We start from the raw sequence: 26,533 nt of genomic DNA on the forward strand, positions 1-26,533 counted from the left end.
CCAAGGGTTTAATCAATTGAAGGAGCCGATGCGGCCCAAATTGCCAAAATTCATCCAGACAAAAAATGCCCTGCCCACGATGTTGGCATCGGGCACAAAACCCCAATAACGAGAATCCAAAGAATTATCGCGATTGTCGCCCATCATGAAGTAATGGCCTTCGGGTACTTTGCAAACAACACCCTCCACGGTGTAATTGCAACGGTCTCGGAATGCAAAATCATCGGCACCTGGAATGAACGCAGGGCGATCGTCGTCCACAATCAAATTGTGCGTTTTGTCGCCCAGCTTTTCTTGAGACTGTTTGAAATAGCGCATGACGGATTCATCAAAAAACTCAGGAAGCGCTTCTGTGGGCACTGGCTTGCCATTGATGCTGAGTTTCTTGTTCAAATAAGCCACTTCATCGCCTGGGACACCGACGACACGCTTGATGTAATCGACGCTGGGGCGTGGTGGGTACCTGAAAACCATCACATCGCCTCTCGCCACGGGGGTACCTTGAGTGATTTTGATGTTGGCCACAGGCAAACGAATGCCATAGTGAAACTTGTTCACCAAAATCAAGTCGCCCACCCATAAGGTGGGAATCATGGAGCCCGATGGGATTTTGAAGGGCTCAAACAAAAAGGAACGCAGGACAAAAACAACCAAAATGACGGGAAACAGACCGGCTGTCCAATCGAGCCACCAAGGCTGCATGAGCAATCTGTCGCGTGCCTCTCCAGTGTCTGTGTCCACACGGTCAATGCCCATCTTGGAAAGTTCTTGGTGGCGCTTTGCTTTTTCTCGGTCAAGTTGCTCGACAGCTTTGAGTCGCTGAGGCCAGAAATAGAATTTTTCAGCCAGCCAATAGCTGCCAGAGATGACCACCGCCATCAGCATGAGCAAAGCAAAATTGCCCTCGATCAAACCAAAGTACCAAGAACCAGCGTAGCCACAAAAAGCCGCCAGCAAAAATCCAGTCAGAACTTCCATCAATCTTCTACCTGCAAGATGGCCAAGAATGCCTCTTGGGGCACCTCAACCGAGCCAATTTGTTTCATCCGCTTTTTACCTGCCTTTTGCTTCTCTAGCAATTTGCGTTTGCGGGTGATGTCGCCACCATAACACTTGGCCAACACGTTTTTGCGCAAGGCCTTGACGGTTTCACGAGCGATGATGTTGGCACCAATGGCCGCCTGAATGGCCACATCGAACATCTGGCGGCTAATGATTTCACGCATTTTGGCGACCACCGCACGGCCACGGTAGGCAGCTTGGGTCCGGTGCACAATGATGGACAAAGCGTCCACCTTGTCGCCGTTCAACAAAATGTCGACCTTCACAACATCTGAGGCGCGGTACTCTTTGAACTCATAGTCCATGGAGGCGTAGCCCCGCGACACGGACTTCAGCTTGTCGAAAAAGTCCAAAACGATCTCACCCAACGGCATTTCATAAGTCAACATGACTTGGCGACCGTGGTAAGCCATGTTGATTTGCACGCCACGCTTTTGATTGGCCAATGTCATGACAGGGCCCACATAGTCTTGGGGCATGTACAAATGCACCGTGACGATAGGCTCCCTGATCTCCTGCATCTTGCCCTGATCGGGCATTTTGGCGGGATTCTCGACCATGATGACTTCGCCATCGCCCTTGACTACTTCGTACACCACACTGGGCGCCGTGGTAATCAGATCTTGGTCAAATTCACGCTCCAATCGCTCTTGCACAATTTCCATGTGCAACAAACCCAAGAAGCCGCAGCGGAAGCCAAATCCCAAGGCTTGAGAAACCTCGGCCTCATAATGCAAAGAGGCATCGTTGAGTTTGAGTTTCTCCAAGGCATCGCGCAAAGAATCGTATTGATTGGCTTCGGTGGGGTACAAACCGGCAAACACTTGCGGCTGAATTTCTTTGAAACCAGGAAGCGCTTGTTCAGCAGGTCCTAAATTGTTGGGCAGTTTCTTTTCAAGTGTGATGGTGTCACCCACTTTGGCCGCTTGCAATTCTTTGATGCCTGCAATGATGTAACCCACTTGACCTGCTTCGAGACTCTCACGTGGTTCATTGGCGGGCGTGAAAACACCCATGGTGTCTGCGTTATACACAGCCCCTGTGGCCATCATCTTGAAACGCTCGCCCTTGCCCAAACGACCGTCGACCACGCGCACCAACATCACCACGCCCACATAGGTGTCAAACCAACTGTCGACGATCATGGCGCGCAGTGGCGCGTTGGGATTGCCTTTGGGGGCTGGGATTTTGGCAACGATGGCTTCCAAAATATCTTCGATGCCCATGCCCGTTTTGGCAGAACACGGAATGGCCTCGCTGGCGTCAATGCCGATCACATCTTCGACTTCCGCTTTGGCATTCTCTGGATCTGCTTGCGGCAAATCCATCTTGTTGAGCACAGGCACCACCTCGACACCCAGGTCGAGTGCGGTGTAGCAATTGGCAACGGTTTGAGCTTCCACACCTTGGCTGGCATCGACCACCAGCAATGCACCTTCACAGGCCGACAAGGAGCGTGAAACCTCATAAGAGAAGTCAACGTGACCTGGTGTGTCGATCAAATTGAGGTTGTAAATTTGGCCGTCTTTGGCTTTGTATTGCAGCGAAGCTGTCTGCGCTTTGATGGTAATGCCGCGTTCTTTTTCGATGTCCATGGAGTCGAGAACTTGCGCTTCCATTTCACGTTCTTGCAAACCACCGCAACGTTGAATCAGGCGATCGGCAAGCGTCGATTTGCCATGATCGATGTGCGCAATGATGGAGAAATTTCTGATGTGATTCATCAAGGACCAGCTACAAGTGTTTGAGATTCAAAGGACTAGACAAGAAAAAAGGGCGCGTCGAATGAGGACGCGCCCTGAACCAACAATCAATGGCAACTGCGATAGTTGGGACTTCATTGTAGGCAAAAAGCCAGACACGTACAGCCTCAAAATCGCTCTTTGCAGGTCGTTGCAAGCTCGCAACAGAAAACTTATTAACAAGTTATTCACAATTTAGCTTGGGCTTTTATGAATAACTTGTGGGTGTTCTGTGGATCACCGGTGGACTGATGTGGGACATCCCACATCGTGAACACACTCCTGCTTTTTTCGCCATGAATCTTGGTTCAAGTGCTCAGATTTTAACCATTTTTGACAAACAGAGCCTTAAAAAGTTAGTGAATACAAACCTAAAAAATATTTTTAAATTCTGGAAAACCCTGTGATTCAAAAGGGACTCTTGACATTCTAAAGATCAACGAATCGGCCGAATCAAGGCAAAGCGCGTGAGCTCACCCCGACGGAACAACACACTGACCGCTAAATTCTTGTCAATTTTGGCAACCGCAGCTTCAAATTCTTTCATCTGCGTCACTTCGTGATTGCCAACGGCCAGAATCACATCACCCTCTCTCAATCCTGCTTTGGCGGCTTGATCTTGCACACTTTCAACGCGCACGCCGCCTTTGATTTTCAATTCTGTTTTCTGAGCATCGGTCAATTCCGTCACGACCAAGCCCAAGCCTTGCGCAGAAGCGCTGGCCTTTGGCTTCTCTTCAATTTCCGAACTGCGCTTGGCCACCTTTTCAGGTTCAAGTTCAGCGATCACGATGCTCATCTCTTTGGTTGCGCCACGTCGGAACACCGTTAAAGTACTTTTGGTACCGGGTTTGGTGTTGCCCACCAAGCGAGGCAGATCTGCCGACTTCTCAATCTGCTTGCCATCAATTTTGAGGATCACATCGCCCGCTTCCAAGCCCGCTTTGTCTGCGGGCGCACCTGGTTCAATGCGGTTGATCAAGGCGCCTTGCGCCTTGCCCAGTCCGATTGACTCGGCCAACTCTTTGGTGACGGGCTCTATCTGTACACCAATGCGACCTCGCGTGACACGTCCGTTGGACCGCAACTGCTCACTGACACGCATTGCTTCGTCCATCGGAATGGCGAAGGAAATGCCCATGAAACCACCTGAGCGGGAATAGATTTGACTGTTGATGCCAATCACTTCACCGCGCATGTTGATCAAGGGGCCACCCGAATTACCTGGGTTGATGGCCACGTCGGTTTGAATGAAGGGCAAGTAGTCGCCCGTATCGCGCTGCTTGGCACTCACAATACCTGCCGTCACGGAGTTGTCTAACCCAAATGGGGAGCCAATGGCCATCACCCACTCGCCTACTTTGAGTCGCGACACATCACCGACTTTGACAGCGGGCAAACCCGTTGCCTGAATTTTCACCACAGCGACGTCTGTGCGCTTGTCTGCACCAATCAATTTGGCCTTGAACTCTCGCTTGTCGGTCAAGGTCACCAACACCTCATCGGCGCCATCGACGACATGGGCATTGGTCATGATGAAACCATCAGAGGTCAGTACAAAACCAGAACCTACGCCTCTGGGTTGTGATTCTTCAGGCACGGGTGTGCGACCCTGCCTAGGCGCCTGTCTGGGCGCGTTGGGTGTGTTGGGCACGTTGGGAATAGGAATGCCAAAGAAACGACGCAGTAAATCCTGTGTTTCGTCGTCCATCCCGCCGCCGTTTTGCGGCTGTGCACGGACTTTCTCTAGCGTGCGGATGTTGACCACCGATGGCCCCACTTGCTCAACCAACTCTGTGAAGTCTGGCAAGCCTTTGACCATGCCTTGTTGCGCCGAGGCCATCAAAGGCATTTGCAGACTGAAGGCACATGCCAATGCCAAGAAAAACGACACCCCAGAACCCGATGTTTTTACATTCAATGATTTCATAGAAAACGATCGCTCCAAATTTTTCAATGAAAGAGACTTCATTCGGAACGCGAATATACAGCGCAACGAAAGCCATGCCAACGCTCAGGAAATGATTTTCGACTGACCCAAAACCATTTGCGAAAACCATTCGTGTTGTACAACGACACCAGCATGTGCCTCTGCATATCGAGATGAACGGTGACGCCGCAGTCCAACACATTTTCTGGCGAGAAGCTGGACGCGTTGATGGGCAACTCATGCCAGACATTGCCATTCCAAGACAACCAACAGCGTGACTGACCTTGTCTCACTGCCCACATTGACAGTCCACTGGCGAAAACCCAAACAAGCAGCAGCAAATTGGCGCGCCACCCTTGAAAGTCGCCAAACAAGAAACTGTAGGCAAAAGCGCAAGCCGTGACAACGGAGAACGCCATCACCATGTAAACGCCCATGAAAAAACGCCCCACCGGGAAGTCAACCGATGGGGCGTTGGAATTCAACTGAATTAGATCCGACGGAAAACCAAACTGCCGTTGGTGCCACCGAAACCGAAGTTGTTTTTCAGTGCGTAGTCAATTTTGACATCGCGAGCGGTGTTGGCGCAGTAATCCAAATCGCACTCAGGATCTTGATTGTCCAAGTTGATGGTGGGCGGCACTGTTTGGTGATGCAAAGCCAACACCGTGAAAATACTTTCAATGCCACCTGCACCACCCAGCAAGTGGCCGGTCATTGACTTGGTCGAACTGACCAAAGTTTTCTTGGCATGGTCACCCAAAGCCGCCTTGATGGCATTGGTTTCATTCACATCACCCAAGGGCGTGGACGTACCGTGTGCGTTCAAGTAATTGATTTGGTCTGCATTGATGCCGGCATTGCGCATGGCCGAGACCATGGCTCGACGTGGGCCGTCCATGCTAGGTGCAGTCATGTGACCCGCATCGGCGCTCATGCCATAACCGCAAACTTCGGCATAAATTTTGGCACCGCGGGCTTTGGCATGCTCGTATTCTTCGAGCACCATGACACCCGCGCCTTCGCCCAAGACAAAACCGTCGCGGTCTTTGTCCCAAGGACGAGAAGCAGCTGCTGGATCGTCGTTGCGAGTAGACAGGGCGCGCATGGCCGCAAAGCCACCCAAGCCCAAAGGCGAAATGGTGGCTTCGGAACCACCCGCCACCACGACGTCTGCATCACCGTACTCAATCATGCGGCTGGCTTCGCCAATGCAGTGGAGTCCGGTGGTACAGGCGGTGACAACGGCCAAATTGGGACCTTTGAAACCAAAACGCATGGAAACATGGCCAGCAATCATGTTGATGATGGAAGCTGGCACAAAGAAAGGAGAAATACGGCGTGGGCCGCGAGCGGTGTACTCGACATGGGTTTGCTCAATCATGGGCAAACCACCAATGCCAGAACCAATCACGCAAGCAATGCGTGTGGCCAACTCGTCGTCCAAAGCCTCGCCCGTAGGCAAGCCGGCATCTTCTACAGCTTGAACCGCTGCAGCAATGCCGAAATGAATGAAGGTGTCCATCGTGCGCGCTTCTTTGGCGCTGATGTACTGTTCCAAATTGAAGCCCTTCACCTCTCCTGCGATGCGGCAAGAGAAAGCGGAGGTATCAAATTTAGAGATCAGACCAATACCGGATTGGCCTGCCAAGAGATTAGCCCATGCGTCCGCCACCGTATTCCCAACGGGGCTGATACATCCCAGGCCCGTGACAACGACGCGACGACGGGTCATCTCAGATCAAGCCTTTTTGCTTTGGGCGTAGTCGATCGCCGCTTTGACAGTGGTGATCTTTTCAGCGTCTTCGTCTGGAATTTCAATTCCAAATTCGTCTTCTAACGCCATTACCAGCTCTACTGTGTCCAGTGAGTCTGCGCCCAAGTCAGCAACGAATGCTTTCTCTGGTGTGACTTGTGACTCTTCAACGCCGAGTTGTTCAGCAATGATTTTTTTGACACGTGCTTCGATATCGCTCATGGTTCCCTCTGAGGGTTGTGGAAAAAGGAGATTTTATCAGGACATGTGCATGCCGCCATTGACATGCAGTTCCTGACCCGTAACGTAACCTGCCAGCGGACTGGCCAAATAGGACACTGCATGCGCAATGTCCTCAGGTGTACCTAGTTTACCCAATGGAATTTGAACCATCAGGGCTTGATGCTGTGCTTCTGGCAGCGCAGCCGTCATATCGGTGGCAATAAAGCCGGGCGCCACGCAATTGACCGTGATGTTGCGGCTGCCCAACTCGCGGGCCAAGGCACGCGTCATGCCGGCCACACCGGCTTTGGCAGCGGCGTAGTTGGCTTGTCCGGGGTTGCCAGAAGCCCCTACCACGCTGGTGATGCTGATGATTCGGCCGTAACGCTGCTTCATCATGGGGCGAATGGCTGCACGACTCATGCGAAAAACAGCCTTTAAATTGGTGTCCAACACGGCATCCCAATCGTCGTCCTTCATGCGCATGGCCAAAGTGTCACGGGTAATGCCCGCGTTGTTGACCAAAACATGCAGGCCGCCTTGTGATTTAACGATGTCGTCGATCAGGGCCTCACCTGCTGCTGCGTCATTCACATTCAAATTAGCCCCACGACAGCCAGGAAAGGCTGACAAAGCGGCAGAAATGCGTGCGGCGCCTTCGTCTGTGGTGGCTGTACCAACCACTTGCACGCCTTGTTGGGCCAATTCCAACGCAATGGCTGCGCCAATGCCGCGGGAAGCGCCTGTGACCAATGCCACCTGGCCTTTGAATTCTGTTGTGGCGATACTCATGCCAAGGCTCCTTTCACTTCCCCCAAAGAGGCAGGATCGAACAAAGGCAAGCCTGTCATGTCGGCGTCAATGCGCTTGACCATGCCCGCCAAGACCTTGCCAGGACCGCACTCCACCACATGGGTGATGCCTTTGGCCTTGATGGCTTGAACGCATTCAACCCAACGAACGGGGCCAAATGCTTGGCGATAGAGCGCATCGCGAATCCGATCCGCATCGGTTTCCACCGTCACATCAATGTTGTTCACGACCGGAATTTGGGGGGCGGCAAATGTTGTTGACGCCAACTTTTCTTTCAACTTTTCTGCCGCAGGCTTCATGAGACTGGAGTGGAAAGGAGCTGACACTGGCAAATTGAGTGCACGCTTGGCACCCATTGCTTTCAAAACTTCACACGCTTTTTCGACGGCAGCCTTGCTGCCCGCAATCACGGTTTGACCGGGATCGTTGAAGTTCACAGCTTCTACCACCTCGCCACTGCCTGCAGGGAAAGTGGCTTGGGCTTGGGCGCAACCTTCAATGACTTTGGCAGCTTCCATGCCCAACACGGCGGCCATCGCACCAGCGCCTACGGCCACTGCATCTTGCATGGCAGCAGCACGGAACCGCACCAAAGGCGCGGCTTGTGCCAATGTCAAAACGCCAGAAGCGACCAATGCCGAATACTCACCCAAAGAATGACCAGCAAGCACAACGGGCTTGGCGCCACCTTCTGCCAACCAAGCACGATAAGCCGCAACGGCCGAAACCAACATCACTGGCTGGGTATTGGTGGTCAGTCCCAGTGCTTCCTTGGGCCCGTTGTGAATCAGCGCACCCAAATCTTCACCCATGGCATCGGAGGCCTCTTGGAGGGCTTCCTTGACGGCAGGATGATCGCCCCATGCGTCCAACATGCCCACGGATTGTGAGCCTTGACCAGGGAAAACGAAAGCAAATGCACTCATGATGTCTGTACAGAATTTTTCAATATTTTAAGAGGACAGATCCCCAAGTAAAACCACCACCGACGCCTTCCAGCATCAAGGTTTGACCTTTGGAAATTTGTCCAGAACGAACACCGTGGTCCAGCGCCAGCGGAATGGATGCAGCAGACGTATTGCCGTGCTGATCGACCGTGACAATGACTTTTTCCATCGGCATTTTGAGTTTGCGAGCCGTGCTTTGCATGATGCGAATGTTGGCTTGGTGCGGAATAAGCCAATCGATGTCGGAATCGTTCAAGCCCGCCTTACCCAAGGATGCGCGTGCGGTTTCTTCCAACACGCCAACAGCCAACTTAAAGACCGCCTGACCGTCCATTTTCAAAACGGGATCACCCAAAATGGCACCGCCCGACACGTGGCCAGGCACACACAAGATGTCGGAATATTTGCCATCGGCATGGATGTCAGTAGCCAAGATACCCGGGGTGTCAGAAGCTTCCAGCACAACAGCACCGGCGCCGTCACCAAACAAGACGCAAGTGGTGCGATCTTTGAAATCCAAGATGCGGCTGAAGACTTCGGCACCAATGACCAAAGCGCGTTTGGCAGTACCGGTTTGAATCATGGCATCGGCCACGGTCATGGCATAGATAAAGCCGCTGCAAACCGCTTGAACATCAAACACGGGGCAGCCTGCAATGCCCAGTTTGTTTTGAAGCAATGCGGCCGTCGATGGGAACACCATGTCTGGCGTGGAGGTGGCAACGATGATCAGATCAATGTCAGAAGCTTGGCAGCCTGCTGCAGCGATGGCTCTGCGTGCAGCCTCTGCACCCAGATCACTGCTGCCAACGCCAGCGTCAACAAAATGTCGAGCCCGGATGCCGGTGCGCTCAACGATCCACTCGTCAGAGCTTTCGATGCCTTGTGCGGCCAATTCGGCCACCAAATCGGCATTGGTCAATCGCCTTGGGGGCAGATAGCTGCCTGTGCCTGAAATACGTGAATAAATGGTCATTCGGTAGCGGCCGCGTGAGCCGAATCCTCAGATGAGGCGCCTTGCAAGGCCAACAAAGGGGCTGCATGGGCAATTCGGGCCGCAACACGGCTGAGCAGTTGATGTCTAGCCGCATCATACGCTCGGTTGAGTGCAGTTTCGAAGGCCAACTCGTCGGCTGAGCCGTGACTTTTAAAAACCAATCCACGCAAACCCAACAAAGCAGCGCCGTTGTAGCGGCGATGGTCAACCCTGTTTTTAAACGAATTTAGAACAGGATAAGCAAAGATGGCAGCAATTTTGGTGAAGATATTGCGAGAAAACTCAGATTTCAAGAAGCCACCCATCATGGTGGCCAAGCCTTCGCTGGTTTTTAGAGCGACATTGCCCACAAACCCATCACACACCACGATGTCGACAGTACCCTTGAAAATATCATTGCCTTCGACGTTGCCATAAAAGTTCAAATCGCCGGAGTTGCCGGCAGATCGCAGCAGTTCACCTGTTTTTTTGATGATTTCGTTGCCTTTAATGGCTTCTTCACCAATGTTCAACAAACCCACACTGGGGCTTTCGTTGTCTTGCAAGACCGAAACCAAGGCTGAACCCATGACTGCAAACTGAAGCAGGTGCTCGGGCGCACAATCGACATTGGCTCCCAAATCCAGCATGGTGGTGCCACCACCTTTGAAATTGGGCATTTGTCCCGCAATGGCCGGTCTGTCAATGCCGTCCATTGTTTTCAGAACATAGCGTGCGATCGCCATCAATGCACCCGTATTGCCAGCAGATACAGCAGCATCAGCGGCGCCAGACTTAAGCTGCTCGATGGCCACGCGCATCGATGAGTCTTTTTTACGGCGCAACGCAACCTCAACCGGGTCGTCCATTCCCACCACCTCGGAGGCTGCGACGACTTCAACACGCTCATGCTGAAATCCGGCCAAAGCCTCTGGCTGCCCCACCAACAACAGTCGGGCTGCAGGATGTTTTGCTAAAAAGTTACGACACGCCGGCAGGGTAATGCGAGGACCATGATCCCCGCCCATGCAGTCGACAGACAGCGTGAAGATTTCTTTGGAGGACATGTTTCTTAAAAGCGCAAAAACAAAGGCCCGAGGCTACCTTGAATGTAGCATCGGGCCTTTGTGTCTAGCGTCAGTTAGGCTTCTGACTTGTTCTTCAATACTTGGCGACCACGGTAGAAACCGTTGGGGCTGATGTGGTGACGCAAATGTGTTTCGCCAGTTGTTGGCTCGACAGCGATACCAGGCACATTCAGTGCGTTATGTGAACGGTGCATGCCACGTTTGGAAGGTGACTTTTTATTTTGTTGAACAGCCATGATGGCTCCTTAGAGGCGTTGTAAGCAGCGTAATTTTTGCAACGCAGCTTTGGGTTAAATGGTGAACTCACATCCCTGAAAGACGCGAAGCCGCTGATTATAGCCCAATCTTTTGAGCCCTTCTAGGGCTTTAGTGTGGTTTTTGTTTCAATTGTGCAAGGGCGGCAAAAGGATTGGGCTTGGCTGCCAAAGCCTCCTCAAAAGCCTCGTCAGCAACCGAAAGCGTTACCGAAGCAGGACAAATCTCATGTTTGGGGACGATGGGCGCCGACATGATCAACTCATCCTCAATCAAGGCCCCAACATCCAACTCAGGGGCTAAAACCAACAAATCCTCTTCAGATTCATCATCTTGCGCCTCAGCCGTGGCTTCATCGGCCACAAAGCGGAAGGATTGATCTGAAAACACATCTACCAACACTGGCCCCATGCATCGCTGGCACTGCATGGGCAGACTGACCTCGGCTGACAAATGCAACCAGATTTGCGCATCCCCCCCTGTGACGGGGACCATTTCACCAGTCAGTGACCAAGAAACTTGCGAACTGGGCGCTTTTTGTCCTTCGCCAGACCAAGACAAGTCTGACAAACGCTCAAAATGCGCCAAACTTTCCTGACCTTGCGCATTCATGCCGTCCCGGGCAAAGGCCTTGACGTTGAAGTGTTTCAAATCAATTTTTTTATCCATGGCTGCAGTGTAAGAGAATTGAGGCATGTCCAAAGACAATTCAACCCACCTATCCCCCGCTTCAAGTCGCACTTTGATCTTGGGTTCAAGCTCACGATACCGCAAGGAATTGCTGTCCCGGCTGAACATTCCCTTTGAGGTTGCAGCTCCCGAGGTGGACGAAACACCCCACATCAACGAAAAGCCCAGAGATTTGGCGCTGCGTTTGGCCTTGGCCAAAGCACGGGCGGTTGCCAGCAAAAACCCGGAGGCCGTGGTGATTGGCTCGGATCAAGTGGCCGACCTCGAAGGACAAGCCCTGGGCAAACCAGGCAATTACGCCAACGCAGTGAAGCAATTGCAACGCATGCGCGGCAAAACCGTCATTTTTCAAACCGCGCTCTCGGTAATTTGTTTGGCCACAGGTTTTGAGCAAACGGACTTGGCCGCCGTGAAAGTGACCTTCAGAGATTTGACTGACGCAGAAATTGAGTCCTATCTGAGAGCAGAAGAACCTTACGATTGCGCCGGCAGCGCCAAAAGCGAAGGCCTTGGCATTGCCTTGTTGGCCGCCATCGACAACGACGATCCAACCGCTTTAGTGGGACTTCCTTTGATCCGAACTTGTCACATGCTCAGCGCCGCTGGGGTGAAATTGCTATGACAAACGCTGGTAAAAATTTGGGCAAACTTTATTTGGTGCCAGCGCCTTTGGATTTTGGCTGCAAGCAAGAAGCAGCGCTTGAAAGCGTCATGCCAATGGGCACGGTCCAAGCTGCTGCCAACATCACCCACTGGATTTGTGAAAACGCAAAAACAACGCGCGCTTATCTCAAACGCATTGACGCAAGCTGCCCGCTTTCAGCGCCCATTCAATCTCAAGTGATCACCGAGCTGCCACGGGAAGTTCATAAAAAAGGCGATCACCAAGGTGGCTTTGATGCCAAGCCATTGCTGGCCATGGCAATGCAGGGACATGACATGGGATTGGTGAGTGAAGCAGGCATGCCAGCAGTTGCAGACCCCGGCAGCTCTGTGGTGCGCGCCGCCCACGACCTTGGCATTCAAGTCGTGGCCTTGGTGGGCCCTGTGTCTCTGTTGTTGGCTTTGGCCAGCAGCGGCATGAATGGCCAAAACTTTGCTTTCGTGGGGTACTTGCCTCAGGATGCACAAGAACGCAGCCGCCGCATCAAAGAATTAGAACTGCTTGCACACAAGACCGGGCAAACGCAGTTGTTCATTGAGACGCCTTATCGCAACGCACCGCTGTGGTCTGCGCTGGTTCAAACGCTTCAAGGCAATACGCGCTTGGCATTCAGCAGCGGCATTACCTTGCCCGATGCCGCGCATCGCAGTGCAGCCGTTCAGCATTGGCGAAAATTGGCCGCAGGTCAATTGCCCGATGGCCTTAACAATCAAACGCCCGCCGTATTTGCCATTGGCAATTGAAGGCTAGCGTTCAAAATGTTCAACGAATGGGGCTACTGGCGCGCATGGCACGCCAAGCACCCTCGCCCATCGCAGCACCAAAGCGTTTGACCAGGCGCTCGGCCACATTGTCGCGGCGAGAGTAGTCAACCAACTCTTCAGCCTTGACCACGTCTCTTGCAACTTGATCAAGACTTCCTAACTCATCGGCCAAGCCCAACTCAACGGCTTGTTGACCTGTCCAGAACAGGCCACTGAACATGTCAGGTGTTTCTTTCAAGCGATCGCCACGGCCTTTTTTAACCACGGCAATGAACTGACCGTGAATGTGATTCAACATGGTCTGCGCGTGCTTTCTTTGCGCATCTGTTTGAGGACTGAAGGGGTCTAAAAAGCCTTTGTTCTCACCCGCTGTCATGAGGCGTCTTTCAACGCCCAATTTGTCCATCAAGCCCGTGAATCCAAAACCATCCATCAAGACGCCAATGCTGCCCACAATGCTGGCCTTGTCGACATAAATTTTGTCGGTTGCAGCCGCAATGTAATAAGCCGCAGAAGCGCATGACTCCTCGACAACGGCATAAATGGGCTTCTTGTGCAAAGCCTTCAAGCGAGCAATTTCATCGTTGATGATGCCCGCCTGCACGGGACTCCCACCTGGTGAGTTGATCAACAAAATCAAGCCTTGCGAGCCTGTGTCCTCGAGGGCTGCGCGCATTGCGGCCACCACATTCTCGGCACTGGCGTCTGACCCATCGGCAATTTCACCTTTGATGTTGACCAATGCGGTATGCGGCGTGGTGATGTTGCTTGACGTTTGATTGTGCGAAAAAATTTGCCACAAAACGACCACCCAAAACAACAGCCAAGCCAAGCGCAAACCCATCTTCCAGCGACGTGCGGCTTGTTGCTCTTTCAAATTGGCTTGCACCAAATCAGAAAGCATCTGGCGCTCCCAAGCGTTTGCAGCCTGCGATGGCGAAGCAGCGCTTGCAGGATGAGGACCGCTTTCTAGAGAAGTGGCCGATGCACCGAAAGATTCAGGATGTTCAGTACTCATGAGAACTCAAAAGGTTTTAAATTGAAATCAGTATGCCAGTGAACCACACCGCCTTGCTCGGACAAGGTAATTGGGATCAAGCCGCCATTGCAAGGCCCACCCGCACACGCGCCAGAGTCTGGTCGGTACATGGCGCCATGGGTTGCGCACATCAAAAACTGTCCAGATGCATCGAAGAAGCGATTGGGTTGGTAATCCATTTCCATGGCGACATGACTGCACCGATTTAAATAGGCGTGCACCTGCCCCTTGAAGCGAATGGCAAAAGCTCGGCAGGTTTGACCGCCGTAAATGACATCAAAAGGCACGGCCAAACCACTGTCAACCAAGTCCTTGGAATTGCACAAAGGAATTGCTTCGCTCATGAAATACCTCTTATCGAATCAAATCAAAACACCCGGGGCCTCATGCATTCGCCAACAACCATTCATGCAAGGCTGGCACTGAATGCGCCACAAACAGCGGCTTCAAATCATGGAACGCCGCGGGTTCGTGGGCGCCATAACTCACCCCCACGCTGGCGCAACCGGCATTCAAAGCCATTTGCAAATCATGCGTCGTGTCGCCAATCATGAGTGTTCGCTCTGGCTCAACGCCAAATTCACGCATCAACTCCTGCAGCATCAGTGGACTGGGTTTGCCGGCCGTTTCGTCTGCTGTTCTTGATCCATCAAAAGCGCCTTTCAACTCAACAGCATGCAAGGCTTCATTCAAGCCCTTGCGGCTTTTACCCGTAGCAACCGTGAGCCAATGATGACGCTCTTTCAGTGCGGCCAGCATCTCCAGAACACCCTCAAACAAAATTAAATCATTTTGGTGGGCCATGTAATGGTGTCGGTAGCGCTCCCCCAGTTGGGGGTATTTTTCAACTGGCACATCAGGGGCTGCATGGGCCAAAGCCTGCATCAAAGCCATGCCAATGACATAGGAGGCCGCCTCCCTCGTTGGCTCCTTGCCCCCTACATCCACCACAGCGCGCTGGATGCAGCGGGTGATGATGGCGGTTGAGTCAAACAGCGTGCCATCCCAATCGAAGGCGATCAGGTCAAATTGCCGTGGGCGTTGATTTTGATTTGACATGATTTGCATAGAGTTGTAATTCGGGAGGCAGCGGCGATTTCAAGGACACCCGCTTGCCCGTGGCAGGGTGCGTAAATTCCAAACGCCAGGCATGAAGGAACATGCGTTTCAAACCTTGCTTGTTTAAATTCTTGTTCCACTCAAAGTCGCCGTACTTGTCATCGCCCGCAATGGGATGACCTTGCGAGGCCAGATGCACTCGAATCTGGTGAGTTCGTCCAGTTTTGATGGTGACTTCTAGCAAGGTACAGCCTTCCAAGCGCTGCGCCACCTTGACCAAGGTGATGGAGCGCATGCCATCAGGATCGTCATTCGAGGTCACGCGAACACGCCGCTCGCCATCAGGAAGCAAGTACTTGTGCAGCGAACTGTCGATAACTTTCAGCTTTTCCGGCCAACTTCCCTGAACAAGAGCTAAATAGGTCTTGCCAGTTTCCCGTTCCCGAAACTGATCTTGAACGTGTTTCAAGGCGCTTCGCTTCTTGGCAACCAACAAAATTCCACTGGTTTCACGGTCTAGGCGGTGAACCAACTCCAGCAACTTGGCCTGCGGCCGGGCCTGCCTCAATTGCTCAATCACACCAAAACTAACCCCCGATCCGCCATGTACCGCCACGCCAGCGGGCTTATCGATGGCCATCAAAGCGTCGTCTTCTAACAACAGTGGAAATTCACGTCCCGGCGCCGGTCTGGCCGCCTTTTCTGCCACTTTGTCGGAAATCCGGACAGGGGGAAGTCTGACCACATCACCGCTCTCAATTCGGGTGTCGGCCGAGGCGCGGCCCTTGTTAATCCTCACTTCGCCGCTGCGAATGATCCGGTAAATGTGGGTTTTGGGAACCCCTTTGAGGTGACGAATGAGAAAGTTGTCCAGCCGCTGGCCCGCCGACTCTTCATCGACGGTCAACCATTTCACTTCCAAAGCCGGATTTGTGCTCGGGGAAGTGGTCGATTGGGAGGCTTGGGGCCCTATAATGTGATTCACCGGCGTTGTGCTGTAAGTGGTTGATTTGAATGGAAATGAATTCCTGATGACAGGAGTTTAGTTCACTCTCCACCCACATACGCCGTAAGTTCGATGCCGCCATGAGCGAAATCTGCAGACTGAAGGCCAGGGCCAACAGTGGCAGACCACCTTTTTGGTTGGACCGATGCTTTGAAACCCAGATACGGAATATTTTTATTCAGTAGCTTTTCAGCTACTGAACGGATTGAGTCGAAATGAGTGTGTTGTTTGGATCTTTGCTGTCTTTTCTGCAGTGGCTGTTTGCGCCACTGGAGACACCATTGCCTGCGCGCACCCACAGCCTCGACGCTTCCACGCGCCCCTGTCCACATTCCTGCGACTCATTTGCGCACATGAATGTCGGACTCTTTTGGCAATTCCCTTCGTTTCGAACGTCAGTCTCGGCACCGTTGGCTCCTTGAGAGCTGGTTGTTAAACAGGTGATCCGGCCCCAACGCCAAGCATGGCGGGGTGGGTATTGCTGACACATAAAGAAGGGATGCATCATGAAACGGATGCTGATCAACGCCACGCAGGCTGAAGAACGCCGCTTGGCCATCGTCGATGGACAAAAACTCCTCGACTACGAAATTGAAATTGAAGGCCGCGAACAACGCAAGGGCAACATTTACAAAGCAGTTGTCACACGCGTCGAGCCCTCCCTCGAAGCTTGCTTCGTTGACTACGGTGAAGAGCGTCACGGCTTCTTGCCCTTCAAAGAAATCTCTCGCCAATACTTCGCCGAAGGTGTTTCTGTTAGCCAAGCCCGCATCAACGATGTGATTCGCGAAGGCCAAGAACTCTTGGTGCAAGTTGAAAAAGAAGAACGTGGCAACAAGGGCGCAGCCCTCACCACCTTCATCAGCTTGGCTGGCCGCTATGTGGTCTTGATGCCCAACAACCCCCGCGGTGGCGGTGTCAGCCGACGCATTGAGGGCGACGACCGCGCTGAACTCAAAGAAGCCATGGACCAGTTGGAATATCCCAAAGGGATGTCCATCATTGCCCGCACCGCCGGCATTGGTCGCAGCGCACCAGAGCTCCAATGGGACTTGAACTACTTGCTCAAATTGTGGTCTGCTATCGATGGTGCAACGCAAGGCGGCAAAGGTGCCTTCCTGATTTACCAAGAGTCCAGTTTGGTGATTCGCGCCATTCGCGATTACTTCAACAGCGACATCGGCGACATTCTGATCGACACCGATGACATCTACGAACAAGCTCAGCAATTCATGAGCCACGTGATGCCTGAGTTCGCGCCGCGTGTGAAGCGTTACCGCGACGATGCACCCTTGTTCAGCCGCTTCCAAATTGAGCATCAAATTGAATCGGCTTATGCACGTACCGTGCAGCTGCCATCTGGCGGCGCCATCGTGATTGACCACACTGAAGCTTTGGTTTCAGTGGACGTCAACTCTGCACGCGCCATCAAAGGCGGCGACATTGAAGAAACTGCTACACGTACCAACCTTGAAGCTGCCGACGAAGTGGCACGCCAAATGCGCTTGCGCGACTTGGGCGGCCTGATCGTGATCGACTTCATTGACATGGAAGAGTCACGCAACCGCCGCGAAGTGGAAAACCGCTTGCGCGATGCATTGCGCCAAGACCGTGCCCGAGTTCAGTTTGGTTCCATCAGCAAATTTGGCTTGATGGAAATGAGCCGACAGCGTTTGAAGCCCGCCTTGTCAGAAGGCTCTTCAATCCCCTGCCCTCGTTGCGGTGGCTCTGGCCATGTGCGCGACACCGAGAGCTCGGCTTTGCAAATTTTGCGCATCATCCAAGAAGAGTCCATGAAGGACAATACCGCCGCAGTGCACGCCCAAGTGCCTGTCGAAGTGGCCTCTTTCTTGTTGAACGAAAAGCGCCCTGAAATTGCCAAGATTGAATTGAAACAACGCATCAATGTGTTGTTGGTGCCCAATAAATCTTTGGAAACACCGCACTACAAACTCGAGCGCTTGAAGCACGACGACCCCCGTTTGGACAACATCGAAGCCAGCTACACCATGGCTGAAGAAGTCGAAGATCCAACCACGGTGACACGTCGCTCACAAGAGCCCACTAACCGTCAAACACCGGTCATCAAAGGCGTATTGCCTGACGCACCAGCGCCAGCCTCATTGCCAAAAGCTGAGACGGCCAAACCCGCCAAGCCTCATGCAGGCAAGGCTGAAGCCAAAGCTGAAAGCAGCGGCGGTTTCTTTGGGTGGTTGAAGCGCTTGTTTGGCGGCGACACTGAAGCCAAGACTGAACCTGCGAAAAACGTTGGCAAGCGTGGCGATCGCGCTGGCAAAGAAGGCGAACGCACTGAACGTGGCGAGCGCAACGGCGAACGCCGTGGCGGCCGAGGTGGCCGTGGCGGCCGTCGTGGTGATCGCAACGATCGTGGCGACCGCAGCGATGCAGAGCGTAGCGACAAAGGTGAGCGCAACAATGAGCGCACTGAAGGTCAGGAAACACGCGCACCTCGCGAAAACGGCGGCAACCGCCGCGGCGGCGAACGCAATGAGCGTGGTGGCCAACGCGGCGAACGCCGTGAAAACGGCAACAACCTTGCCGGCCAATCTGCAGATGCCAGCAACGTCAGTGCGGATGCTTCTGAATTGAACAATTCAGAACAGCGCAACGAGTCGCGCGGTGAACGCGCACCTCGCGGTGAAGGTCGTCGTGAACGCGGTGAAGGCCGCCGTGAGCGTGGTGATCGCGGCGAGCGACGCAACCAAGATGGCAATCGCCCCAATGCATCTGCAGACAATGCAGACCCATTGGCACCCGCCCAAGGCTTGACCAACGACAACACCTCAGATGCAACTTCGCAAGAAGAGCGCACTGACGGCAATCAAGGCACGCCAGAACGCAGAGAGCGTCGATCACGTGATCGTTACGGTCGCGACCGCAGAGAGCGCAATACCGGCGCTGACAGCACCGCAACTGATGAAGCCCATGCAGCCCCCGCCGAAAACACTTCAGCGGATCAGGCACACGAAGCAGAAGCGCCTGCAACGCGTTCATACTTTGATCGCGCGTCTGCGCCTGCAGCGGCAACGACGCCTGCCTCAGTGCAATCTGCAGAATCCACAAGCATCACACCAGCAGCCCCCGCTGCTGCACCTGCAACTGCGACATCTGCATCCTCGCCTACAACAGCACCCGCAGGTTTGCCCAAAGTGCAAACCTATGTGTTGCCCGTTGCAAGTTTGATTGAAGTGGCAGAAGGCTCTGGCTTGAAGTGGGTCAACTCAGATCCTGAGAAGATTGCGCAAGCGCAAGCAGCCATTGCCGCAGAACCCAAGCCTGTGCACGTTCCTCGCGAGCGCCCACCTGCAGTGGTGATTGACGAAGGTCCCTTGGTCTTGGTGGAAACACGCAAAGACCTGAACAACCTGAACCTGCCCTTTTAAATCATAAGAACAGGCATGAAAAAAGGGACCTTCGGGTCCCTTTTTTTCAATCCATCGCAGCTTTTTTCAAAGCTTGCAATGCAGCTGCGACATCCTCTCGCTGCTCTGCCAATTCTGCAACCGCACGCCAAGCTTGGCGCCGCAATTGTGGGTCTTCCAATGCAGGCGCAGCTTGCGCCAACAAGACTTGCGCCTTGCCCCACAGCTGTCGCTTTTGACACAAGCGACCCGCTAAGAACTGAAGCAAGGCATCACGTGGATTGGCTTTTTGAGCTGTCTCAATCGACACCAACCATTCGCGCTCTTCTGGGGTGTCTTGTCCCGTGAAACTCAAATCCAGCGTTTGGACCAGCTTCAGCTGCTGCGCCTTGGACAATGCTTTGTTGTTGGGCTGCAGTTTGTTCCAAATCGGTTTGAGCCAGGTTCTTGCTACGGCTGGATCACCTTTCAATTGGAGCCAATGCTGCGCCGCTTGAATGGCCAAATCGCTGGACTGCCGCTGCGCTTCACCCAGGCGTGTCCAGAGTCTTTGCAACTGACCCAATTCATGCGTTTTGGCAATCAACTCAAAGACCAAACTGCGGACCATGCTTTCAGCCGCTTCTGTTGTAAAGGCCCTGTGTTTGATCAACAACAATGCAGTGTCCAAAGCTTGAGAAGGTTCTCCCGCCAATCGCGCCGCCTTTAAACGCAAACGCATGGCCAACGTGCGGCGTGAGACGCCTTGTGGCAAGCGGTCTAACCAGAGGAGGCTCTCGGCGGCATCGCGATCGTCGAGTGACCACCGCGCAGCGCGCAACATGGCGCCCTCCATCAGAGATTGCCTCAGCCCTGCATGACCCGACATAGGTTCTTGCAAGGCCGCATCGAGATGGCCCTGCCTTGCAGCCTTGTCTTGCAGCGCGTGTGCTGATTCTGCAGCCAAGATGTGCGCCACGCTGCGAAGTGCGCCGGCATGCTCCAACACTTCGCCGGTTTCACTCAAGGACTTCTCGCGCACTAAAACCAATTCAGCGGATTTTCGGGCACGCAAAAACCGACCCTCCATGAATTGCGCCATCCCCTCCAACAAGGCGGCATGGGCTGCACGCTCCTTTTGTTGCATGCGCCAACGTTTGGCTTGCCTTGGCAGCTCAAACAGTGCCGTCAAAGCGCGCTGGGCCCAGTGCATGGTGAGCAAAATCAGCACCAGTCCAAACAAGACCAGGTTCAGGGAAACGTCAACGCGGTAGGGGGTCCAAAAAATGGACACGGTGCCCACATTGTTGGACGCCAACAAAGCGGAGGCCACAGCCACCGCAAACAAACTCATGAGCCAAAGAGCAGCACGCATGGTGGTTTACTTTCCAGCTGACGCAGTGGCCAAGGCTGCCAGCGAACCATCCAAACGGGGGATGGGGCTGCCCTTGCTGAGGCTTTGCGCTTTGTCCAACAACTGCAAAGCTTGCTGCGTTTTGCGCGCACTGGGATCGAAGTATTTTTTAAGGGACACCGAGACGGCTTGCAAGTCTGACTTGGCTGTATCGCCCTGACGCGCCAGCAAACTCAAGCGCGCATTGAGCAATTTCAACTTGAGGTTTTCACGCAAAAAGAAGCCTTGCTCAGGCGCCAACAATGCGGCTTCTGGGCTGTCGATGCGGCTGACGCGCAACAAGCCGCGAGCTTCCACCAAGACACGCTCCAACGCCTGTTTCCACCAAGGGGCATTGACAGGGATACCCGCAGTTGCGTTTTCCACAGGTTTGATGGCCGTGGTTTGGGGGCGATTGTTGTCAATGGCCAAAGGCAACTCATCGGCCATGGCCACCAAATCGTCCAGCACCAGCAACATGCCAGGCAAGTCTGTGATTTGGGCAGATTTAACAGTCTCTAAATCGCGGTCAATGGCGCGCTGAATGGTCATCAAGCGAGGATTGGACGCGCGGTGCAATCGCTGTTGGGCTGTTTTCAATGCGCCCAACAAAGGCTCTAAGCTGCTGGTCAATTGCGCTTGTTGTTGCGCCAAGCGCAGCGACGATTCAATGTCCAACACCAGATTTTCATCTCGTGAGCGCGACAAGGATTGAATCAATTCTTCCAATTGCGCACGTTGCAAAGCGGCCTCACCCAAGCGTGACTCAACCAAGGCCATTCGCGCCGCACTGTCTTTGACACTGTCTTGTGCTTGTTTGGCCCAAGCTTTGGCTTCTAAGGATTGCTGACCTGCATCGGCACTTTGCCTTGCCAACTGACCTTGAATGCGGGATAACTTTTCCCATAGCAAAGCACTGAAGGCAACGGCCAAACCCGCTAAAACCAAAGGCACCCAAAATGTCATTGGGCGTCGGGCGTGCAACTCAGCCTTTGGGGCAGGCTGCAATGGGGCTGCAGAATCGGGCGAGGCGGTAGGTTGTTCAGTGCTCATGCCAGCGATTTTATAGATGCCAGCATGGAACGGATACCCGGCGCAGCAATTGACACTTGCTGCCAGCCAGATTTCTGGGCCAATTGGGCCATGCGAGGGTGTGTCACCACCGCCTTGGCCTTGGACCAGTCAATGCCGGGGCACTGTGACATCAGACTCTCAATGGCTGCGGAGCTGCTGAACAACCACACCGCACCCTGGGCCACGTAAGCCGAGGCCTGCGCCTGCAGCACCGGCGAGAGCAAGGTGGGCAAGCGCCGATATGCGGCAACAGCTTGAACATTCACTTGAGCGTTTTCAAGTTGTTGCGCCAACCAATCACGACCTGCAATGGCGCCTGATTCGTCGGCCCCCCGAATGAACAGCACGCACATGCCCGGGGTCACTTGGCCAGAAACCACTTGCCAAAGCGACTCCGAATCCAATTGCGCAGCAAGGCTCGAAGGTTGATCGATTTGACTTTCTGGAATACCGCAAGCTTTGAGCGCTGCCGCAGTGCCTGGGCCGGTACACCAAGCGCGAGCCCCTTGTTGAAAGTGCGTCAGCCATTCGGGTGATTCGGCCAAGGCTTTGGCCAAAAAGCGCACAGCATTGGCACTGACAAACATCACTGCCTGACTTTGCAACACAAGTTCAGCCGCTTTTTTGGCTTCTGGTGCCGCCATGAAGTCGGACAAATCGAGTAAGGGGAACAGACTGACCTTGAAACCCGCTTCTTCCAAAGAGCCCGCCCAAGATGCAGCATCTTGTTCTGGCCGGGTGATGATGACCTGCTGCATGCCGGTGGAGAGCAGGCTCAATGAGCCCCACCTCGCTTCAGATCATGGGCCACTTGAAGACCCAAGGCTTCAGCATCTTGCAGACTGCTCACCGCCCCTGAGAGGGTCGCATTGACCAATTGGGTAGAGCCCTCTGGATCGCCCCATGCCGCTCTCAAGCTCAAGACATCGCCTGCCAAAGTGGCATGCGCCGCCAAGGGCATCGAGCAACTGCCGCCCATGGCACGGCTAACGGCACGCTCTGCAGCCACAGCCAGCCAGGAGGTGTTGTGAACCAAGGGTTGCAGGGCGTCCACCAAATCGGAACGGCCTTCGCAAATTTCAATACCCAATGCACCTTGCCCCGCTGCGGGCAGCATTTGGTCCGTGTCAAAAATATGTCGAATGCGATCAGACAGTTTTAAGCGCTTAAGGCCTGCTGCAGCCAAAATGATGCCGGCATATTGCCCTTCATCGAGTTTTCGCAAGCGCGTGTCCAGGTTGCCGCGCAAGGGCTCAATCTTCAAATCGGGGCGCAAAGCACGCAGCAGCACCGTTCTGCGCAGGCTTGAGGTGCCTACCACCGCTCCTTGGGGTAAGTCCATCAAACTGGCGTATTGGCTCGATACCCAAGCATCACGAGGATCTTCACGTTCCATGACACAAGCCAAGGCAAAGCCCTCGGGCATGTCCATGGGCACATCTTTGAGAGAGTGCACTGCAATGTCGGCACGGCCTTCGGACAAGGCCACTTCCAATTCTTTGACAAACAAGCCTTTGCCGCCAACCTTGCTAAGGCTGCGATCCAAAATTTGATCACCCTGCGTCGTCATGCCTAACAACTGCACTTCAAAACCACGCGATTGCAAAATGGCCTGAACATGCTCGGCCTGCCACATGGCCAGACGGCTTTCACGGGTGGCAATGACGATGGGGCGTTTTGTCAGTGTGGGGGCAGAAGGGTTCAAACCGGTAACCTGTTCGTAATATTTCAATCAAATCAAATGCTAGCATGACATCAGACCATCACCGCTCAGACTTGTCATGCCCAACGCCAGTATTCCCCCTCTGAAACGCAATTCTCGCGACAACGAACGCCCTTTGGTCGAAGACATTCGGCTTTTGGGACGAATTTTGGGTGATGTGATTCGAGAACAAGAAGGCGCCGAGATTTACGAGTTGATCGAAAAAATCCGCAAATTGTCCGTGGCTTTCAGGCGCGATGCCGATCACGCGGCAGACAAGGCTTTGAAGAAACTCCTCAAAGGATTGCCAGGCGATCACGCCGTGAGCGTCATCCGTGGCTTTACCTATTTCAGTCACTTGGCCAACTTGGCAGAAGACCGTCACCACATTCGCAGACGTGCCATCCACGAACGCGTAGGCGACACCCAAGACGGCAGCATTGAAGTCGCGCTGCAAAGGCTTCGCTGGGCAGGCATCACGCCCAAAATCATTTCACAAACCTTGGCCCACAGTTTTGTATCGCCTGTGCTCACAGCCCACCCGACTGAAGTCCAACGCCAAAGTATTCTGAGTGCAGAACGCGACATTGCAGAGTTGCTGCATGAGCGTGACGAAATCAAAGCACGTGCTGCAGTGGTCAATGCCACCAAGGACGCATTGACCCCCAAAGAATTGGCGGCCAACGAACAACGCATGCGCGCAAGAGTGATGCAACTTTGGCAAACCCGTTTGCTGCGTTTTTCCAAGTTAACTGTGGCAGATGAAATTGAAAATTCATTGAGCTACTACGAGTCCACTTTTTTGCGTGAAATCCCCAAAATTTACGCGTCTTTGGAAGAAGCCTTGGGCACGCATCCCGTTGCACCGTTCCTGCGCATGGGCCAATGGATTGGCGGCGATCGCGATGGCAATCCCAATGTCAATGCGCAAACCCTCCAGCAAGCGCTCAAACGCCAAGCCGAAGTTGCCTTGCGCCATTACCTCACCGAGGTTCATTACCTGGGCAGCGAGTTGTCACTGTCAGCCATGTTGGTGGATTTTCCGCCCGCGATGAAAGCCTTGGCCGAGAAATCCCCTGACACCAATGCACACCGCATGGACGAGCCTTACCGCCGCGCGCTGACGGGCATGTATGCCCGCTTGGCCGCCACACTCAAATCCTTGACGGGCGGCGATGCAGCGAGGCATGCTGTTGAACCGCAAAATCCTTATGCCGATGCAAGCAGTTTTTTGGCAGATTTGAAAATCATTCAAACCTCATTGAAAAGCCATCATGCGCAGGCTTTGGCCGCTCAGCGTTTAGACCCCCTCATTCGCGCCGTTGAGGTCTTTGGCTTTCATTTGGCCACCGTGGATTTGCGTCAAAGTTCAGACCAGCACGAAAAAGTAGTTGATGAATTACTTCACACAGCACGCATTGAAAAAGATTACGCCGCGCTCGACGAAACCAGCAAACGCGCTGTGCTGATGCAACTGTTGAACGACGCAAGACCTTTGCGCATCCCTGGTGCAGTCTACACAGAACACACCCAATCGGAATTGGCGATTTTTGAAGCCGCACTTGCAGCCCGCGCCACATACGGCGCAGAAGCCATTCGCCACTACATCATCAGTCACACAGAGACAGTGAGTGACTTGCTCGAAGTCCTGCTGCTCCAAAAAGAAGTGGGCTTGATGCGTGGCACTTTGGACGACAAAGCCTTGGTCGATTTGATCGTGGTACCCTTGTTTGAAACCATTGAAGACTTGCGTAACTCGGCCAGCATCATGCGCGAGTTTTATGCGTTGCCAGGCATTGCCAATTTGGTCAAACGATCTGGCGCCGAGCAAGACATCATGCTGGGCTACTCCGACAGCAACAAAGACGGCGGCATCTTCACCAGCAACTGGGAGCTGTATCGCGCCGAAGTCGCTCTGGTGGAAGACTTTGACCGACTGGCCAACAGCCACAACATTCAGTTGCGCATGTTCCACGGACGTGGCGGCACAGTAGGCCGAGGCGGCGGGCCCAGCTACCAAGCCATTTTGGCGCAGCCACCAGGCACTGTTCGGGGTCAAATTCGACTCACAGAACAAGGCGAAGTGATTGGCTCTAAATATGCCAACCCCGAAATTGGTCGACGCAATTTAGAAACTTTGGTGGCCGCCACCTTGGAAGCCACCTTGCTACAACCGACCAAGACTGCGCCCCGCAATTTTTTGGAAACAGCGGCTCAACTCTCTGAAGCCAGCATGGCAGCCTACCGCCACTTGGTTTATGAAACAACCGGCTTCAATGATTACTTTTTTGGCGCGACACCCATTCGAGAAATTGCGGAGCTCAACATCGGCTCTCGCCCTGCTTCGCGCAAAGCCAATCAAAAAATAGAAGACCTTCGGGCCATTCCTTGGGGCTTCAGCTGGGGCCAATGTCGCCTCACCTTGCCAGGTTGGTTTGGCTTTGGATCAGCGGTTGAAAAGTTCTTAGATCGCCCAACAGACAAAGAGCGCAAGGCAGCCTTGGCCTTGCTTCAAAAAATGGTCAAGCAGTGGCCGTTTTTCAAAACCTTGTTGTCCAACATCGACATGGTCTTGGCCAAGAGCGACTTGGCCTTGGCCTCCCGTTACAGTGAATTGGTCAGCGACGTTAAATTGCGTAAAAAGATATTTGCAGCCATCGAAACAGAATGGCATCGCACCGCAGATGTCATGACACTGCTCACCGGCGAAAAGCACCGATTGGCCAACAATCCAGCCCTGGCACGATCTATCCGCCACCGATTCCCTTACATCGATCCCCTGCACCACCTGCAGGTGGAACTGATTCGCCGTTATCGCGAAGGCAAGGCCGACGAACGGGTACAACGCGGTATTCACATCTCCATCAACGGCATTGCCGCCGGACTGAGAAATACGGGTTAAGTCCTAGGGAGACCGTTTTTCGGCATTTTCAGCTTGTTTTGAGGGTCAGTGACCGGTTTTAAAAGCCCGGCAACCCGATAAAATCTG

The 26,533-nt window shown here is 53.6% G+C and carries 24 protein-coding genes; 4 read left to right on the forward strand and 20 right to left on the reverse strand.

The features are described from left to right. Nucleotides 1–12: 12 nt before the first annotated feature. The 12 genes from lepB to L103DPR2_RS12130 form a co-directional block, all read right to left on the reverse strand. Nucleotides 13–978: a signal peptidase I gene (gene lepB, locus L103DPR2_RS12070; RefSeq protein WP_055361309.1), complete on the reverse strand. Its 966-nt coding sequence runs from the start codon at nt 976–978 to the stop codon at nt 13–15. After that, nucleotides 978–2,786: a translation elongation factor 4 gene (gene lepA, locus L103DPR2_RS12075; RefSeq protein WP_055361310.1), complete on the reverse strand. Its 1,809-nt coding sequence runs from the start codon at nt 2,784–2,786 to the stop codon at nt 978–980. The genes lepB and lepA overlap by 1 nt, the downstream gene beginning before the upstream one ends. Nucleotides 2,787–3,240: 454 nt before the next feature. Further along, nucleotides 3,241–4,734, reverse strand: coding sequence for a DegQ family serine endoprotease (locus L103DPR2_RS12085; RefSeq protein WP_055361312.1), 1,494 nt, complete (start codon nt 4,732–4,734; stop codon nt 3,241–3,243). A gap of 38 nt (nt 4,735–4,772) precedes the next feature. After that, a complete protein-coding gene (locus tag L103DPR2_RS12090; RefSeq protein ID WP_156339906.1) occupies nt 4,773–5,219 on the reverse strand; it encodes a hypothetical protein in 447 nt (148 codons plus the stop codon). 5 nt (nt 5,220–5,224) lie between these two features. Beyond that, the gene (gene fabF, locus L103DPR2_RS12095; protein ID WP_055361314.1) at nt 5,225–6,469 is read right to left on the reverse strand and encodes a beta-ketoacyl-ACP synthase II; all 1,245 of its coding nucleotides are present in this window, start codon (nt 6,467–6,469) and stop codon (nt 5,225–5,227) included. A 6-nt stretch (nt 6,470–6,475) separates the two neighbouring features. Then, the gene (gene acpP, locus L103DPR2_RS12100) at nt 6,476–6,712 is read right to left on the reverse strand and encodes an acyl carrier protein (protein WP_055361315.1); all 237 of its coding nucleotides are present in this window, start codon (nt 6,710–6,712) and stop codon (nt 6,476–6,478) included. A 36-nt stretch (nt 6,713–6,748) separates the two neighbouring features. Beyond that, nucleotides 6,749–7,504, reverse strand: a complete 756-nt coding sequence (gene fabG, locus L103DPR2_RS12105; RefSeq protein ID WP_197274875.1) for a 3-oxoacyl-ACP reductase FabG — start codon at nt 7,502–7,504, stop codon at nt 6,749–6,751. Then, nucleotides 7,501–8,451: an ACP S-malonyltransferase gene (fabD, locus tag L103DPR2_RS12110; RefSeq protein WP_055361316.1), complete on the reverse strand. Its 951-nt coding sequence runs from the start codon at nt 8,449–8,451 to the stop codon at nt 7,501–7,503. Before fabD ends, fabG begins: the two co-directional genes overlap by 4 nt. A gap of 19 nt (nt 8,452–8,470) precedes the next feature. After that, nucleotides 8,471–9,448 (reverse strand): beta-ketoacyl-ACP synthase III, encoded by a 978-nt coding sequence (locus L103DPR2_RS12115; protein ID WP_055361317.1) that lies wholly within the window; start codon nt 9,446–9,448, stop codon nt 8,471–8,473. Further along, nucleotides 9,445–10,500, reverse strand: coding sequence for a phosphate acyltransferase PlsX (gene plsX / locus L103DPR2_RS12120; protein WP_055362023.1), 1,056 nt, complete (start codon nt 10,498–10,500; stop codon nt 9,445–9,447). The genes L103DPR2_RS12115 and plsX overlap by 4 nt, the downstream gene beginning before the upstream one ends. 89 nt (nt 10,501–10,589) lie before the next feature. After that, complete coding sequence (gene rpmF, locus L103DPR2_RS12125) at nt 10,590–10,772, reverse strand: 50S ribosomal protein L32 (RefSeq protein WP_005794249.1); 183 nt, start codon at nt 10,770–10,772, stop codon at nt 10,590–10,592. 130 nt (nt 10,773–10,902) lie between these two features. Then, nucleotides 10,903–11,460, reverse strand: a complete 558-nt coding sequence (locus tag L103DPR2_RS12130; protein ID WP_055362024.1) for a YceD family protein — start codon at nt 11,458–11,460, stop codon at nt 10,903–10,905. Nucleotides 11,461–11,485: 25 nt separating this feature from the next. On the opposite strand from L103DPR2_RS12130, the gene L103DPR2_RS12135 reads away from it, so the two are divergent. After that, entirely contained in the window at nt 11,486–12,103 is a 618-nt protein-coding gene (locus L103DPR2_RS12135) for a Maf family nucleotide pyrophosphatase (RefSeq protein ID WP_055361318.1), read from the forward strand. After that, nucleotides 12,100–12,888 (forward strand): SAM-dependent methyltransferase, encoded by a 789-nt coding sequence (locus L103DPR2_RS12140; RefSeq protein WP_055361319.1) that lies wholly within the window; start codon nt 12,100–12,102, stop codon nt 12,886–12,888. Before L103DPR2_RS12135 ends, L103DPR2_RS12140 begins: the two co-directional genes overlap by 4 nt. A gap of 19 nt (nt 12,889–12,907) precedes the next feature. On the opposite strand, the gene L103DPR2_RS12145 is transcribed toward L103DPR2_RS12140, so the two are convergent. From L103DPR2_RS12145 to L103DPR2_RS12160, 4 genes are read right to left on the reverse strand one after another with little or no spacing between them, the layout of a single operon-like run. Next, nucleotides 12,908–13,927 carry a S49 family peptidase gene (locus L103DPR2_RS12145; protein WP_055361320.1) on the reverse strand — a complete coding sequence of 340 codons (1,020 nt, stop codon included), beginning with the start codon at nt 13,925–13,927 and terminating at the stop codon, nt 12,908–12,910. After that, the gene (locus L103DPR2_RS12150; protein ID WP_055361321.1) at nt 13,924–14,292 is read right to left on the reverse strand and encodes a Rieske (2Fe-2S) protein; all 369 of its coding nucleotides are present in this window, start codon (nt 14,290–14,292) and stop codon (nt 13,924–13,926) included. The genes L103DPR2_RS12145 and L103DPR2_RS12150 overlap by 4 nt, the downstream gene beginning before the upstream one ends. A gap of 40 nt (nt 14,293–14,332) precedes the next feature. Further along, the gene (locus tag L103DPR2_RS12155) at nt 14,333–15,007 is read right to left on the reverse strand and encodes an HAD family hydrolase (RefSeq protein ID WP_055362025.1); all 675 of its coding nucleotides are present in this window, start codon (nt 15,005–15,007) and stop codon (nt 14,333–14,335) included. After that, nucleotides 14,973–15,992, reverse strand: coding sequence for an RluA family pseudouridine synthase (locus tag L103DPR2_RS12160; RefSeq protein WP_055361322.1), 1,020 nt, complete (start codon nt 15,990–15,992; stop codon nt 14,973–14,975). The genes L103DPR2_RS12155 and L103DPR2_RS12160 overlap by 35 nt, the downstream gene beginning before the upstream one ends. 527 nt (nt 15,993–16,519) lie before the next feature. On the opposite strand from L103DPR2_RS12160, the gene L103DPR2_RS12170 reads away from it, so the two are divergent. Then, on the forward strand, nt 16,520–19,417 hold the full coding sequence (locus L103DPR2_RS12170) for an Rne/Rng family ribonuclease (RefSeq protein ID WP_055361324.1): 2,898 nt from the start codon (nt 16,520–16,522) through the stop codon (nt 19,415–19,417). A 46-nt stretch (nt 19,418–19,463) separates the two neighbouring features. Here the strand turns inward: L103DPR2_RS12170 and L103DPR2_RS12175 are convergent, their stop codons facing one another. Genes L103DPR2_RS12175 through hemC form a run of 4 tightly spaced genes read right to left on the reverse strand, consistent with a single transcriptional unit; the run spans nt 19,464 to nt 23,547 of the window. Then, nucleotides 19,464–20,750, reverse strand: a complete 1,287-nt coding sequence (locus L103DPR2_RS12175; RefSeq protein WP_055361325.1) for a heme biosynthesis protein HemY — start codon at nt 20,748–20,750, stop codon at nt 19,464–19,466. Between the two features lie 6 nt (nt 20,751–20,756). Then, the gene (locus L103DPR2_RS12180; RefSeq protein WP_055361326.1) at nt 20,757–21,821 is read right to left on the reverse strand and encodes a uroporphyrinogen-III C-methyltransferase; all 1,065 of its coding nucleotides are present in this window, start codon (nt 21,819–21,821) and stop codon (nt 20,757–20,759) included. Further along, the gene (locus tag L103DPR2_RS12185) at nt 21,818–22,621 is read right to left on the reverse strand and encodes a uroporphyrinogen-III synthase (RefSeq protein WP_055361327.1); all 804 of its coding nucleotides are present in this window, start codon (nt 22,619–22,621) and stop codon (nt 21,818–21,820) included. Before L103DPR2_RS12185 ends, L103DPR2_RS12180 begins: the two co-directional genes overlap by 4 nt. Then, the gene (gene hemC, locus L103DPR2_RS12190) at nt 22,618–23,547 is read right to left on the reverse strand and encodes a hydroxymethylbilane synthase (protein ID WP_082466813.1); all 930 of its coding nucleotides are present in this window, start codon (nt 23,545–23,547) and stop codon (nt 22,618–22,620) included. The genes L103DPR2_RS12185 and hemC overlap by 4 nt, the downstream gene beginning before the upstream one ends. 76 nt (nt 23,548–23,623) lie before the next feature. Here hemC and ppc point away from each other — a divergent pair, with 76 nt between their 5' ends. After that, nucleotides 23,624–26,446, forward strand: coding sequence for a phosphoenolpyruvate carboxylase (ppc, locus tag L103DPR2_RS12195; protein ID WP_197274876.1), 2,823 nt, complete (start codon nt 23,624–23,626; stop codon nt 26,444–26,446). The last annotated feature ends 87 nt before the right edge of the window (nt 26,447–26,533 follow it).

The organism is Limnohabitans sp. 103DPR2, assembly GCF_001412575.1.
Lineage (GTDB): Bacteria > Pseudomonadota > Gammaproteobacteria > Burkholderiales > Burkholderiaceae_C > Limnohabitans_A.